Origin of the sequence: Mycobacterium sp. 1482292.6 (genome assembly GCF_001672995.1) — a bacterium.
Lineage (GTDB): Bacteria > Actinomycetota > Actinomycetes > Mycobacteriales > Mycobacteriaceae > Mycobacterium > Mycobacterium europaeum_A.
In genome coordinates this window covers 1-14,865 of the sequence record NZ_LZKV01000152.1, presented here as the reverse complement: position 1 = coordinate 14,865, position 14,865 = coordinate 1, and the positions used below count along the sequence as shown (strand labels likewise).

General features: G+C 66.5%; 10 protein-coding genes. 3 read left to right on the top strand and 7 right to left on the bottom strand.

Annotated features, from left to right (window positions below; translation table 11 throughout):
* Window positions 1-15 precede the first annotated feature (15 nt).
* The 4 genes from A5624_RS14950 to A5624_RS14935 form a co-directional block, all read right to left on the bottom strand.
* Window positions 16-249 carry an MbtH family protein gene (locus A5624_RS14950; RefSeq protein WP_066867433.1) on the bottom strand — a complete coding sequence of 78 codons (234 nt, stop codon included), beginning with the start codon at window positions 247-249 and terminating at the stop codon, window positions 16-18.
* Between the two features lie 479 nt (window positions 250-728).
* Window positions 729-2,459 carry a thiamine pyrophosphate-binding protein gene (locus A5624_RS14945; protein ID WP_066867431.1) on the bottom strand — a complete coding sequence of 577 codons (1,731 nt, stop codon included), beginning with the start codon at window positions 2,457-2,459 and terminating at the stop codon, window positions 729-731.
* A 628-nt stretch (window positions 2,460-3,087) separates the two neighbouring features.
* The gene (locus A5624_RS14940) at window positions 3,088-5,688 is read right to left on the bottom strand and encodes a LuxR family transcriptional regulator (RefSeq protein WP_066867429.1); all 2,601 of its coding nucleotides are present in this window, start codon (window positions 5,686-5,688) and stop codon (window positions 3,088-3,090) included.
* A gap of 450 nt (window positions 5,689-6,138) precedes the next feature.
* Window positions 6,139-8,814, bottom strand: a complete 2,676-nt coding sequence (locus tag A5624_RS14935; protein WP_232002261.1) for a LuxR family transcriptional regulator — start codon at window positions 8,812-8,814, stop codon at window positions 6,139-6,141.
* A 1,166-nt stretch (window positions 8,815-9,980) separates the two neighbouring features.
* Between A5624_RS14935 and A5624_RS14930 the strand changes: the two genes are divergently transcribed.
* The 3 genes from A5624_RS14930 to A5624_RS14920 are packed head-to-tail and all read left to right on the top strand — an operon-like array spanning window position 9,981 to window position 12,086.
* Window positions 9,981-10,382 carry a helix-turn-helix domain-containing protein gene (locus tag A5624_RS14930; protein ID WP_231999785.1) on the top strand — a complete coding sequence of 134 codons (402 nt, stop codon included), beginning with the start codon at window positions 9,981-9,983 and terminating at the stop codon, window positions 10,380-10,382.
* The gene (locus tag A5624_RS14925; RefSeq protein WP_066867496.1) at window positions 10,363-10,863 is read left to right on the top strand and encodes a hypothetical protein; all 501 of its coding nucleotides are present in this window, start codon (window positions 10,363-10,365) and stop codon (window positions 10,861-10,863) included. Before A5624_RS14930 ends, A5624_RS14925 begins: the two co-directional genes overlap by 20 nt.
* Window positions 10,860-12,086 (top strand): DUF6545 domain-containing protein, encoded by a 1,227-nt coding sequence (locus tag A5624_RS14920; protein ID WP_066867425.1) that lies wholly within the window; start codon window positions 10,860-10,862, stop codon window positions 12,084-12,086. Before A5624_RS14925 ends, A5624_RS14920 begins: the two co-directional genes overlap by 4 nt.
* 17 nt (window positions 12,087-12,103) lie before the next feature.
* Here A5624_RS14920 and mshC read toward each other — a convergent pair whose 3' ends face one another.
* The 3 genes from mshC to A5624_RS14905 form a co-directional block, all read right to left on the bottom strand.
* Window positions 12,104-13,339, bottom strand: coding sequence for a cysteine--1-D-myo-inosityl 2-amino-2-deoxy-alpha-D-glucopyranoside ligase (mshC, locus tag A5624_RS14915; protein WP_066867423.1), 1,236 nt, complete (start codon window positions 13,337-13,339; stop codon window positions 12,104-12,106).
* Window positions 13,340-13,544: 205 nt separating this feature from the next.
* Window positions 13,545-14,339, bottom strand: a complete 795-nt coding sequence (locus A5624_RS14910; protein WP_066867421.1) for a 3'(2'),5'-bisphosphate nucleotidase CysQ — start codon at window positions 14,337-14,339, stop codon at window positions 13,545-13,547.
* Window positions 14,340-14,405: 66 nt separating this feature from the next.
* On the bottom strand, window positions 14,406-14,865 hold a 460-nt coding region (locus tag A5624_RS14905; protein ID WP_156749023.1), incomplete at its 5' end, for an SCO1664 family protein.

Here is a 14,865-nt window from a genome sequence, read left to right as displayed (position 1 = left end):
GATTTCCTTCGCGGTTTACTCGCCAGAACCCCGGCGCTCTGTCGCCAGCCTGGTTCGTAGAGTCTTCGGCCGGATATCGGGCCAGTTCTGTTCGATGTAATCCAGGCACGCAGTGCGATCCGCTTCGCCGTAAACCATCTGCCAGCCGGCCGGAATGTCGGCGAATGCCGGCCACAGGCTGTGTTGCTCTTCGTCATTGATCAGCACGAGAAAGCTGCCATTGTCGTCATCGAACGGATTGATACTCACTAGTCCTCCAAGTTCTCGAATTGCGCACTTGCTGGTCCCGACCGGGAGCTCGGGGGCTTGACCGAGCAACGGTCTACACATGATCGGGAGCGTATGGGTTTGAATCATGTTGTAAGGCTTATCAAGCCGGGTAGCGTAGTAACTGCACACACATAGAGTGGTCAGCGCACGCCAACGCAGCAGCTTGCGTAGTGGCAGACAAATGTTCACCAAAGATGCACGTGTCAGCATGGAATTTATTCTGCAACAGCGTTTTCCGTCGCGGCTGCGGGTCTGGGCTGTCAGCAAACACCCGGTACCGATTAGATGGCCACAGAGGATTACCCGACGCCGACTAGACAGCCGTGCGCCGAGTCCGACATGCGCGGATACAGCCACCCCCACCCGGGGGCCGGGTCGAGACCTGTGTCGAGCGCTCCCTATCTAGGCCGATGTACGCATTGAAACTGCCATCGCGCCGATACCGGCGGGTGATGCCGTCACGCGCTGAAGACGATATCGGTTCTGTTCTCCGTCGGGACACTCTGGCAATCAACAGATTTCGGTGTCAAAGACCCGAGAAAAGTCGAGAGAGGCGGAATTTCGTCGGCGGCGCATTCGACGCTGATCACCGACGGCCCGTCGACCTCTAGCGCTGAATGCATGGCGGCGCTCAAGCTGTCGACGTCATCGACATCGACCGATGGAAGGTCCGGAAACATCGCGGCGAGACCGGCCCCCAGCCGACTCGTTGTGAAGGTGTTGTAACTATGCCGATTCCCGTAGAACAACTTTTCGCTCATCGCGCACATGGCGTGGGCGTTGTTGTTGAACAAGACGAACGTCACCGGTAGCCCGTACTGCACAGCGGTATGCACCTCCATGCCGTGTGTGAAGAAGGCACCGTCCCCGGCTATCACCACGACGCGCTCGTGCCGCGGCCCGAATCTTCTACGGCCGAAGGCCATTCCGATCCCGGCGCCAAAGCTGTAGCCCATGCCGGGGGCGACGGCGAACCGGCCCCCGCGGCGAACCGGCAGATAATGGACGGCCGCCGCGCCGCTATTGCCGACGTCGACGACAACATCGACCCCGTCGGGCAACACGCGGTCGAGCATGCTCATCGCGTCGCGATAGCGCACCCCGGGACCGTCGAAGTTCGGCGGATTCAACTCGCTGCTCGACACCGCGTCGGGAACTCGAATTCCGGTCGGCCGCTCGCGCCCGGTCAGCGCGCTCGTCAGCATATGCAGCGATGCCTGCAGATCGTCGGTGTGGACGTGGGTGCATGCGACGTATGGCGGTACCGATCCGATTGAGAGAGTGGGCACCGCGGCCAGCGCATCGTCCAAACCTGCGCGCGCTGTCACAGGCAACCGCGTGCCCACCACCAGGCACAACGCGCTGCCGGCCACCGCTTTCGCCACACCCGGGTGGCCCATGACACCGGTGACGCCAAGCGCCGAAGACAACCCAAAACCCGGTGTGCCGGCGGCATCCTTGGCGTGAGGCACGCACGCCACCCGGGCGCGGAGCACCGCCCGCAACGACGCCAGTTCGGCTCGCGCATCGTCACGGACCACCTGTTCACCGGCGATGATTGTCACCGGCCCCCTCACCCGGCGCAGCATTTCCACGATCGGACGCGGATCACCGATGTCCCGTGGACTATCAATTCCGCGGCCGGGCATGAAGCCGTGGATGCACACGTCAGCTTGCTGAACATCTTTGGGCAGCAACAACACCGCAGGGCCGCCCGCTCGCGCCGCCGCCACGGCGGCGGGCAGCGCCGAGGCGATGTCCGCGGGGGCCCGCACCCGTCGGCAGAACACCGACACCTCGGAGAACAGCGCCTCGGCATTCAGTGAACCGTTGCGGCCGCTCGTGTCCTGAAAGCTGCCGCAACCATCCATCGCGGTGGCCGGCTGACCCACCAACGCCAACAGCGGCACGCGGTTGGTCGACGATTCCTCGAGGCAGGCGACAAGGTTCAGCGCGCCCACGCCGGAGGCCGCCACCACGCCCAAGCCACCGCCGCTGCGCCTATATCCGTCGGCCATCGCCGCGGCCGAGAATTCGTGTTTGGCCAACACCGCGCCGACGTCCGAGTGTGAGAATGCGGCGTCGTACAGGTCTTCGACGTTGCCGCCGTCGACGCCGAATATGTAGTCGACTCCGATTGACGCGAGATACCCGACGATGTGGTCGACCACCCGGTGGCTGTGAGACATGATTTCAACCTCTTAGAAACGGCGTAGGTGTGTTGCGTGCTCGCCCCAGCCCGATGGAGGAAGTTACAAGTGGGTGTGCGTCCGGGCTGCAGGCCCGCGCTCGCGGAGATGAGAGCCGCGCGCGTGCACCATGCGGCAGTGAGCAGCATCGGTACGGTTGCGGCAACCCCGCCGCGGACCCCAACATCCGTCCGGTGTAACGACTTTCGCGGGTTTTGTGACATCCTGTAACAATCGACAACCACAGGAGTCCAACCGGCCATGCCCGCCACGCATGATGTCATGTGCGCGAGCTTATGTTTGCTCGAACAACCCACACGAACCGATTCAATCGACTCAAGTGGTACGCGCGCACAGATCGAGTGGTACCCCGGCAGGTAGTGCGCGACGGCTCGGTGGCGGCCGGCTTGACCGGTGGTCACAGAGTGCTCGGACCGTCGCCCGCCAGCGGAAAGATGGATTGCCTGCGCCGAACCCACCGCGTGCAGCGCCCGCGCTATCGGCTTGCGCGGGAGACTCTTTCGGATTGTGAACGATGCGGGCCGGTGCCGGAGGCCTGCGCGAACTACACAGCAGCCGCGGGGCTGGCTACCGGTGGCCCGATCCGAACCTCCGAATGGCATGTCGGTCAAGACGCGTCTCGGCTCATGAGGCGGATGAGCTCGTCGCGATTGTTGATGCCCAGTTTGGTGAATAGACGGTACAAGTGTCCCTCGACCGTTCGTACCGAGATCACCAGCCGGTCGGCGATCTGCCGGTTGGACAGCCCGGCCGCGACCAGCAGCACGATCTGACGCTCACGGCCGCTGAAGGGCAGGGGACGCGCCGCGGCCTCGAGGGCGGGGGTACGCAGCCCGCATTGGCTGGCCAAAGCATGCGCCCACGTCGACGACTCGACCTCCCGGCGACGGTCACCCGCGCGGGCGTACTCGCCGGCGGCCTGAGCCGATGCGTCGGCGGCAAAAGCCAAACCGCCGAGGTCAGCGAACCGATGTGCCGCGGCATCGAGCAGATCGCCGTCGTGTTGCGCCAGTCCGCGGGCATGGTCGGCGACCGCCCGCGCCGAGGGCGTATTCAGCGTCTCGACGAGCTCCGCCACGCGCGCGGCCTGCGAACGGTCGCCGAAGCGCACCGCGGCATGGCGTGCCCGAATCTCCGCCACGTGCATCCCGGCCTCTCGTGCGATTTCGGCTGCTTGCAGCGCGTGCGTCTGGGCGGCCGCTGGGTCGCCGGCGGCCGCTCGTTCCCAGGCCCGGGCGAGCTCGAGCTCGGGCAAGAACACCGCGACATGCGGGCCGTAGGCCTTCTCCGCACGCCGTAACGCCGCTGCGGCCGCCGCGCTCTCGCCGCGGGCCCCTTCCGCCTGCGCGTGCAGGGCGGCCACCACCAGCAACCAGGGCGACGGAAAACCTTGGGACAGTTCGGAGATCGAGCGGTCGAGGGTGGCGCAGGCTGTCGGCAGCTCACCGCGGGTGACCTGTAGGAGCCCCAACATGGCGTCGACCATGGCCTCGGCCGCCGGGATGCCGATCGCCATCGCGGCATAGCGCTTGTAGATCCGCTCGGCCGCGGGATAGTCGCCGGAGGCGGTCGCGACCATGACCTCGGCCACCCCGATGGCGAACCGTTGTGATCCCGCCTTGCAGAGCGCCGCCGCCCGTAGGCCCGCCTCGGCTATTCGGCCGACTTCAGAGAATCGTCCGACGGCCATCAAGGCGCCACATGTCGCGATGGCCGCCCACACGGTCGCCATCGGTATGACATCGGACTCGCACAGTCCCGGCCCCAGTTCGAGCGTCGTCGCAACGTCACCGCAGAAGAACCCGATGGAAACCTCCAAGGCGTTGATCAGATGGATGCCCCCCTCGGACGCAACGCGCTGTTTCACATCGCTCAGTACGCGCCGCGCTGTTTCCGCGTCACCGCACCCCCATGCCAAGTTGGCGGCCCGCAGACACGCCCACCGCGCGATCATCCACTCGTCACCATCGATGTCGACGTCGAGCAGGATGGCTTCGGCTTCCTCGCCGCGCCCTTGCCAACTCACCGCCTCGGCAAGCACCAACGCGGCCGGCAGGCCACCACCACGATCGACCGCGAACCTCGCCAGCTCCTCGCCCAGCGCCACATTCGACATCGCCAGCGCGTCGGCGGCCGCCTTAACGGCCACATCCAGGTCGGGCTCGAGGTCGCTGCGCATCATGAACCTGGCCAACTGGATCCGGCCCCGTAGGTCGGGCAATTGCGAGCGCCGCCCCGTTGTCCGCAGGTGCCTTCGAAGAGTTTTGGCCAGTAGACCGTTGATTTGCCGCGAGCGCACCATCCCGGCGCGCCGGATCGCAGCTTCACCGAGCATGGGGTGATTCAGTTGCGCCAGGGTGTGGGATCCGTCGGCGACCAACTGGATCAGACCACGGCGCTCCAGGTTCGCCATCGCGTCGGCATCGCAGATTTCGCGCAGGATCTCCAACTCCAGCAACTCGGCGGTGGCCAGAATCTCCACCACCTCCAGCTCCGCCGGACTCAGCGATTGCAGTCGAAACTCCAACGCGTCGTGCAGCTCCCGGTCGGCGCGCAACGGGCCCCGGAGTTGCCAACCCTCCTCGGTGTGAACCAGCGCACCGCTCTCCCGCCCGGCGGCCAGAAAACCACGCAGCAGCAGTAGATTTCCCGAGCTGCGTTCGAACAACTCGTCGACCAGTCCGGGCTCGACCGGACCCCCCAACACCGCGCCCGCCAATAGGGCGGTCTGCTCGCGGGTGAACGGATCGATGTGCACGGTCAGCAATATGCGTTCTTTCAGCAACGCGGTCACCGCATCCGAGACCGGTTCGCCGGACCGGATCGTCACGATCAACCGCGCACTGCGGCCGGCCGCCAGCTGATTGACCAGGGTGGCCGACAACGGATCGAGCAGCTGCGCGTCGTCGACCACCACCACCAAGTTCTTGTCCTGGCCCAAGGTGTTGTGCGCAGCGGCCAGCATGATCGCCGGTTCATGTCCCACTCCGAGACTCACCACGCGAGAAAAGGCGCCCAGCGGCAGAGCGCACCCCGTTTGCGTGCCCAGCGCGAATCGCACCGTGCGGCCGGCCGACTCGAGCGTCTTCGCCAGCATGCGAGCCAGCGTCGACTTGCCCACTCCGCTGTCGCCGACCAAGGCCACTCCGTTGAAGTCCCCGTTGCTGAGCGCCGCCAGTGACCGCCGAAACTCGGCGTCGCGGCCCACGATGGGCCACGTCGATTCATTCGCCCGGTGCGTCAAAATTTCCCCACTCCCGCCGACGCCGGCGACAAGCGCTCGTCGACTACCGCGAGCCAGCGCCGTTCTCGTCTGCCCGACAAGACGGCCCGAGCTCGCCGTTCGCTACATGAAGGCCGAACTCGCTGCCGCCAGATAAAGCCTGAAAGCGTCAAGCGGCGCCGAGGTCCCGCCCACGCGGCCCGATGCGAGTCGGCCCTCGACTGTGAGCGGCTCCCGTGGCAAAACCGTCACCGCGGGTCCGGACGGGTCAACATCGTGGTCAACGATCGCGACTTTGCGCTTCCGAATGCCTCTCATGGGCGGGAGCGTATGGCCCCTCAAGCAGGCATCATTGGAATCCACAGCTAAGTCGAGTGGTGAGCGCGCAGAGATAGAGTGGCGGGACGCCGAACTTCATAGGGTACCTATGAAGAGTCAGCCCGTCCGGGGGTGGTCGTGGCTCCCGTACCCCAGGGACTCGTCGTCACGAAGTGACAACTCCCCTCGTTTGGGCGGCTCCTGCCGGGTAAGGCAGATGAGTTGGTCGCGATTGTTGATGCCGAGCTTGGTGAAGATCCGGTACAGGTGTCCTTCCACCGTGCGTACCGAGATGACCAGCCGGTCGGCGATCTGCCGGTTGGACAGCCCGGCGGCGACCAGCATGACGATCTGGCGTTCACGGCCGCTGAACGGCAGCGGGCGAGCCGACGCGTCGACCGACGGGGTGCGCAAACCGCATTGGCTGGCCAGCGCGTGTGCGCGGGTGGACGAATCGAATCCCTTCGCGCGGTCGCCCCGGCGGGTGTGTTCGGCGGCGGCCTGGGCCGATGCGTCGGCGGCGAGAGCCAACGCGCCGAGGTCGGCGAACCGGTGTGCCGCGGCATCGAGCAAATTGCCGTCGTGCCGTGCCAGCCCCCGTGCATGATCGGCGACCGCCCCGGCCAACGGCGTGTCTAGTATGCGCGCCAGCTGCTCCAGCCGCGCCACCTGCGAGCGATCGCCGAACCGCACGGCGGCATGGCGCGCCTGCATTTCGACCGCGTGCATCCCGGCCACTCGCGCGTTTTGCGCCGCGCGCAACGCATGCGTCTGGGCGGCCGTGGTGTCACCGGCGGACACCCGCTCCCAGGCCCGGGCAAGCTCGAGTTCGGGCAAGAACACCGCGATATGCGGTCCGTAGGCTTTCTCCGCGCGGCGCAGCGCCGCCGCTGCCGCGGCACTGTCGCCCCGCGCACCCTCGGCCTGGGCATGGCGGGCGGCGACCAGTGCCAACCACGGCGACGGAAAACCCTCGGTGAACACCGCCCCCGATTTGACGAACGCGGCGCACGCCGACGCGAGCTCGCCGCGCGCGAGATGCACGAGTCCCAGCATCGCGTCCACCATGGCCTCGGCTTCCGGAAGGCCGGTGGCCATCGCGGCGTAACGCTTGTAGCTGCGTTCGGCCATGCGATCGTTGCCGGTGGCGGTCGCGGCGATGACCTCCGTCATCCCGATGTTGAACTGATGCGGCCCCAGTCCGCACAGTGCGGCCGCGCGCAGCCCGACGTCGGCGACGCGGCTTACCTCCGACGGTCGACCGGCCACGGCCAGGGCACCGCAGGCGGGGAAAGCAGCCCACACCGTCGCGATCGGTAATAGATCGGATTCGCAGAGCGCCGGCCCAAGTGCGATGGTCGTCTCGACGTCGCCGCGGAAGTAGCCCATCGACAACTCCAGCGCGTCGATCAGCTGCACACCCGCCTCGGCCGCCACCCGCTTCTTCACGTCATCGAGCGCCCGGGTGGCGGCTTCGACGTCGGCGCAGCCCCAGTACAAGTTGGCAGCGCGCAGACAGCCCCACCGCGCTATCAGCCATTCGTCGCCGCCGTCGGGTTCGGCATCGACGAGCACGGTATCGGCCTCCTCGCCGCGGCCCTGCCAACTCACCGCCTCGGCAAGCACCAACGCGGCGGGCAGACCGCCGCCCCGATCGAGGGCGAATCTCGCCAGCTCCTCGCCCAGCACCACATTCGACATCGACAACGCGTCCACCGCGGCCGCGGTGACGACCTCGAGGTCGGGCTCCATGTCGCTGCGCATCATGAACTGCGCCAGTCGGATTCGGCCCTGTAACCCGGGCAACTTCAGCACGCCGTCCCCGGCCCGCTCATGCTTTTGCAGGGCCCGCACCAATTTGCCGTTGACCTGCCGCGAGCGCACCATTCCGGCGTGCCGGGTAGCCGCTTCACCGAGCATGGGTTGGTTCAACTGCGCCACCGCGTGCGACCCGTCGGCGACCAACTGGATCAGACCACGGCGCTCCAGGCTCGCCACCGCCTCCGGATCGCAGATGTCCCGCAGCACCTCCCACTTCAGCCGTTCGGCGGTGGCCAGGATCTCGACCACCTCCAACTCGTCCGGACTCAGTGATTGCAGCCGGAACTCCAACACATCGTGCAGTTCGCGATCGGCGCGCAGCGGTCCCCGAAGTCGCCAACCCTCTTCCGTGCGAACCAGCGCCCCAGTCTCTTGCCCCGCCGCGAGAAAACCGCGCAGTAGCAACGGATTTCCCGCGCTGCGCTCGAACAACTCGTCGACCAACTGGAAATCGACCGGACCGCCCAGAACCGCGCGGGCCAATAGGGCCGTCTGCTCGCGGGTGAACGGATCGACGTGAACGGTCAGCAAGATGCGTTCCTTGAGCAGCGCGGTCACCGCATCCGAGACCGGTTCGCCGGACCGGATCGTCACGATCAACCGTGCGCTGCGACCGGCCGCCAGTTGATTGACCAAGGTGGCCGACAACGGATCGAGCAGCTGCGCGTCGTCGACCACCACCACCAAGTTCTTCTCTTGAGCCAGCGTCTTGTGCGCTGCGGCCAGCATGACGGCCGGTTCGTGGGTAACCCCGAGGCTGACCGAGCGCGAAAACGCGCCCAGCGGCACCGCGTAGCCCGTTTGGGTCCCGAGCGCGAACCGCACTGTCCGGCCTGCCGATTCGACCGTCTTGGCCAGCATGCGCGCCAGCGTCGACTTGCCCACCCCGCTGTCACCGACCAACGCCACCCCGTGGACATCCCCGCTACTCAGGGCCGCCAGCGATCGCCGCAACTCCACATCTCGCCCCACAATGGGCCACGTCGACCCGACTTCCCCCGACACTTGTAAACCCTAATTTTTAGCGAGCGAGCACAGACACCTTGGCGTTTGGCAAAGCCAAGAAGGTAGCCAGTGGGCAGCGTTCCAAATTCCAGATGGGCCGGCGACCGGCCCAATCGGTAACGGCCACATGACGCTCCTGTGGCCGACGATGATCACGACGCAGCGGCCGACGGGGGTGACCGTCTATCGACAGTCGCGCGGGCTCGCTCGTCATGTGCACCGGACTCATCCCTTCTGCAGTCCAGTAAGTATTGAAAATGCTACCCCGATTTGCACCTAACAGCAAATTATTCCGACCCGTTGCGATTCGACGCATGTGTAAATTAATACCCAGGTTATACAGGTGTTTCATAGGTACGCACGTCGGATCCCAGGTAAGTTCATAGCAAACATCACTACACTGCACGGCTCGCCGCCGGCCGGCAATGGCGCCGCTGCGCAGAACAAATCTTTGGCTTCAAATCGTGGCGTTGGCTAACACCAACCGCGGGCGTCGTCGCAGGTGAGGATTCACCTAGAAGTGGCGCTTCTGCATCTGGATAGGGCCGTGTTACCCGATGTCGACAATGGCCATCAAACCGGAATTCGAGTTTGCTGTGCTGGGCGGCGATCTCCCGCCCTCGTGGTGAATTGCGCGGCGCATTGTTTCGCCGACAAAAAAGGCCTGTTAAGGCAGGATGGTCACGGCGAGACATCCTGGGCCGCCCCGCGCGAAGCCGGACCCGGCGCTCTGGCGTCCGCCCCTCGTCGTTCACCAGCAAAGCCGCGCCCGGACGCGCAGCGCGCGGCATGTCGATCGCCCTATCGGAAGGAAAAGGCGCCGCGCCGCACCGTACACCACAGTACACGCCGGAAATTCAACCGTACGCTGAAGAAAATGTAAACCCGCGCGCCGCCCCCTGTGCGTAACGAGGTGAAGCGCTTCACCCTCCACAGACACCGAGGTCACAGCCGCGCACCGGAGCGTCTTCGCGAGTAGTGTTTCGAGGCCGTCGAGAAGGGCCTACCTGTAACATGAGTACACACCGCGAGAGATCTGATGAAACGAGAGTGCATTGGCAGCCGATGGCGCCCCAGCCAAAGGGTCCGACGACGGCGTGTTGGCAGCCCGCCTGAACAAGCTGTTCGAGCTCATGCGCAAGGCGGGCACGCCTCCGCTGTCCAACGCCGCGGCCGCCGCGGCGATCACCGAGAAAACCGGCGTCCCGATCAGCCCGGCTTACCTCTGGCAACTCAGAAGCGGCATAAAGACGAACCCCACTGTCGCGCACCTGAGGGCGATCGCCGATTTTTTTGGGGTGCCGCCGTCATACCTGATCGATCGCGGCACCGACCCGGCGATCGACGCGCAACTGAATCTTCTGCAGGCACTGCGCGATAACGGCGTGCGCGACCTGGCGGCGCGCGCCTCGGGGCTGACCCCCCAGGCCCTCAACAGCCTGGCGGCGATCGTCGACCACCTCCGCGAGCTTGAACGGCTGCCCCCGATTTCCTCCCAGAGAGATGACCAACCCGATGGCGGCCTCGAACGCTGAGATACTCGCGCTGACGCGCGAGCTGCCGATCCCGGTGCCCTGGGACCGGAACGTCTTCATCGAGAACCTGGGCCAGCTGCGCGGTCGGCCGATCAGGCTGGTCCCGACGGACACCGCGGCGCTGGCAGACAGCCCCTGCGGAATCTGGCTGGCCTGCGACGACGAAGACCTGATCCTGCACGAGGCCGGTACCACCGACTACCACATCGACCAGATCGTGGGCCACGAGATCGGACACATCTTGCTGGGCCACGGTCGAAGTGGCGGTCACAGCTTCGAAGAGGCACCGGAATACAAGGTGTGCCGGCAAGCCTTGCCCGACATCGATCCCGCCACGGTGCGCGCGATATTGGGACGCGGCGACTACGCCAGTGATCAGGAGCGCGACGCCGAGATGTTCGCTTCCCTGTTGCTGATCTCCGCCGCGGAGGCCGCCGAACGTCGCTCGATGATGCGCAGCGCCTTCTTTCGTCGCCAATGACGTCCACCATCCCGGGTATCGTCGCGTGGCCCGTGATCGCGATCATGGCGATGCTTCTTGCCGCCCGGTTCCGGTGGTGCAGGGCCAACCTGTACCAGACCTACTTCAACAACGTGATGGCCTGGCTGCTGCTGGCGCAGCTGCTGCGCGAGCGCCGCGTGCAAGCGGTGTTGTCGAAGAGCGCCCTCATGAACGTGACAACCGCCCAGCAATTGTCCTGTGTTGCAATGATTTTGGCGTCCGGCGAATTCATCGGTTTCACCATGCTGTGGAACCGGATCTCACCGGAGGCAACGCGTCGCAGTCACCGCTATTACCGCCTGGCCGCGATCGCGCTGTCCGCGGCCTTCCTGGTCGCAGGCACGCGTGCTCGCGTGGCAGGCCAGCCGTTCGAGGTGTCCGGCGGCTGGGATGCGGTGTTGGCGTTGAGCCTGTACCTGACCATCATCGTCATCTTGGTGGCGCGGTTGCTGTGGATGTTCGGCTCGGAGTTGCTGAGGGCCACCGACACCCGCGAATTGGTGCTCGCCGCCGCCGGGGTGCTCGCGGTTGTGCTGACGGTCGCGGCCTGCCTGGAGGCGCTGGTGCTGGCGGTGAGCGACCAGCTCGGCTGGAGCAATACCGTGGCATTCCGGGTGCGGGTGCACGGATTCGAATTTTTGTGGATGGCCGTCATCGTCTATCTCTTCGGCGCGGTTCCGCTCGCCGTGCGCCTGCATTCCTACCTCGGACTCGACCGCGTCAGCCGCACCTGGAGAGGTCTGCAGCCGCTGCGGCTCAGCATGACAGCCGTGGTCCCGGAAAGCAGTTTCAACCTCGAACACGACGACCTCGAACACGACGACCGGCGGTTTCGAAAGTCGACGCTGCAGCTGCACCAGACGGTCATCGAAATCCGCGATGCGATCCTGCAGCTGCGCCACTATGTCCGTGCCACCGCTCCAGACGAGCTGGCCCGATTCTTCCAGACATACTCCGTGCCGGCCGACGAACGCGATTCGGCGACAAACGCTTTCGAGCTGGCGCACGCCGCCAAGGCCAAGGCCGCGGGAGACCGACCCGAGACACCCGACCAAGCCGTGGTGGTCAATTCCCGGTCGACGAGCCTCTACGAGGAAGCGGCCGATCTGTCGGCACTGGCGAAATGGTGGCCGGCCGCCTTGGCGGCGACCGAACAGGTCATTCCCGAGGGACCCAAGACGGGAAGCGGCCTGCCGGCGTGACCGAGCGCATGCTCTCGCTAGACCGCCACGCCCAATAGCGCATCGATCGCCGTCGCCACCCGCCTGGGCGCCTCGGCGTCGTGGCCACCGTACTCCAGCGCGTCGGTGACCCAACCATCAAGGGCGGCAAGGGCTTTGGGCGTGTTGAGGTCGTCGGCTAGATATTGGCGCACCCGCGCGATCACGTCGCTGGCGTCCGGCCCGACGGCCAGCCCCGTAGCGCTACGCCAGCGGTGCAGCCGGGCGACGGCGTCATCGAGCACCTGGTCGCTCCAATACCGGTCCCCGCGGTAGTGCCCGGCGAGCAGCCCCAAGCGGATGGCCGCAGGCTCGACACCCTGCGCGCGCAGGGCAGACACCAGGACCAGGTTGCCCCGGCTCTTGGACATCTTGTGCCCGTCCCAGCCGATCATCCCGGCGTGTACGTAGTGGCGGGCGAATCTCCGCTCGCCGCGCACACATTCGGCGTGCGCGGCGGTGAATTCGTGATGCGGGAAGATCAGGTCGCTGCCCCCGCCCTGAATGTCCAGGCCGCTGCCGATGCGGCTGAGCGCGATCGCCGCGCACTCGACGTGCCAGCCGGGACGGCCCGGACCGAACGGCGAGTGCCAGCTGGGCTCCCCCGGCCGCTCGGCCCGCCACAGCAGCGCGTCGAGCTGGTCTGTTTTGCCGGGCCGTTGCGGGTCGCCGCCGCGCTCGGCGAACAGCCGCAGCATGGTGTCGCGGTCATAGCCGGATTCGTAGCCGAACTGCCTCGTGGCGTCGGCGCGGTAGTAGATGTCCGGGTATTCGCCGTCCACGACGTAGGCCGCTCCGGACGCCAGCATCTTCTCGACGAGTTCGACGACCTCGGCAATGGCCTCGGTCGCCCCGACGTATTCGCGGGGGGCCAGGATGCGCAGCGCCGCCATGTCTTCGCGGAACAGCGACACCTCACGCGCGGCCAGCTCGCGCCAGTCGATGCCGTCGCGCTCGGCGCGCTCCAGCAGCGGATCGTCGACGTCGGTGACGTTCTGCACGTAGTGGACGTCGTGCCCGAGATCGAGCCACTGCCGATGGATCAGGTCGAACGCCAGATAGGTTGCCGCGTGGCCCAGATGGGTCGCGTCGTACGGGGTGATGCCGCAGACATACATCGTGGCGGTCGAGCCGGCCGCCACGGGACGCACTTGCCGGTCGGACGTGTCATACAGCCGAAGCTCCGGGCCGCGCCCCGCCAACACGGGGACCTCTGGGGAAGACCACGACTGCATGGCAATCAGCCTAAGCGCGCCGACGATGCGGCCCGCGCGGCGGGCCGGGAAGGCGGCGCGCGACGAAAAACACGCGATGAAAGGAGCCGCTCTGGCATCCCTGCGGCACCAGGAAGGGCAGCTTCATCGAAAACATGGTGCGGATGCTCTCGGCGAAAGACTTGCGGCGCCGGCTCGGCCGCTGACGGCCTAACGGCCTAACGGCCTACGTGCCGCGGATGGCGCTCAACAGGATGGGCGCCAGCTCGGCGCGACACATCACGAAGTCGGGCAGGTACGGGTCGAGCTGGTTGTAGCGCATCGGCGATCCGTCGAGCCGCGACGCGTGCATGCCGGCGGCCATCACCACCCCGGCCGGGGCCGCCGAATCCCACTCCCACTGGCCGCCCGCGTGCACGTAGGCGTCGACGTGCCCGTCGATGATGGCCATCGCCTTGGCACCGGCCGAACCGATCGCGACGGGCTGAATGGGCAACGTCTGGCGCATCCGGTGCAGGACCGCGGGGGGCCGGGTGGCGCTGACGGCGATGCGGATGGTGTCGCTGACGCCGACGCGCGCGGCGTCGGCGGTCACGGTGTCGCTGCGGTAGACGATGTTGCCGCGGGCCGGCAACGACACCGCCGCGTCGGTGATTTCGCGCTGGCCGTTACTGGGGCGCTGCCACAGCGCGATGTGTACCGCCCAGTCGTCGCGGCCCGGCGTGGAGAACTCCCGGGTGCCGTCCAGTGGGTCGATGATCCACACGCGGTCATGGTTGAGGCGGGACAGGTCGTCGTAGGCCTCCTCGCTCAGCACCCCGTCGTCGGGCCGCTCCGCGTGCAGCCGCCGCAGGATCAAGGCGTTCGCCAGGCTGTCACCGGCATCACCCAGCGCCCAGGGATACCCGAAGCCGACTTCGTCGCGGACCTTCAGCAACAACTCCCCGGCTTCGGCGGCGAGATCGGCGGCCAGCGCGGCATCGGTTATCTCGTCGGCGGTTATCTCGTCGGCGGGGCTCACCGCTTCAGTATCACCGACGGCGTACCGCGGCCTTCACCGATGGCGGCGCCGCGCTTGCGATCACCGCTAGAAAGCCGGCCAGGGAATGGGGCGATGCCGGTTCGGCCCGGGCATCACCGGACGGTCCAGCAGCGCGTGGGCGCGCCTGCGCAGCGCTGCGACTTCGGCCCGGGTGATGTGCTCGGCCAGTTCGTCACCGAACTGATCCTCGAGCGCGTCCGCCAGGCCGGCCACGGCTTCCAAGGTGTGATCGTCGATCGGCTTGCCGGCCCATCCCCACAGCACCGTGCGCAGCTTGTCCTCGACGTGCAGGCACACGCCGTGGTCGACCCCGAAGATGTGGCCGTCGAGGTCGCGCAGCACATGGCCGCCCTTGCGGTCGGCGTTGTTGACCAGCACGTCGAACACCGCCATCCGCCACAGGCGAATGTCGTCGGCGTGCATCAGGACGACCTCGTCGCCCGCATAATCGAGGGCGCGCAGCACCGGCAGGTAACCGGGCTGCTTGCTGCCGGCGGGAAACAGG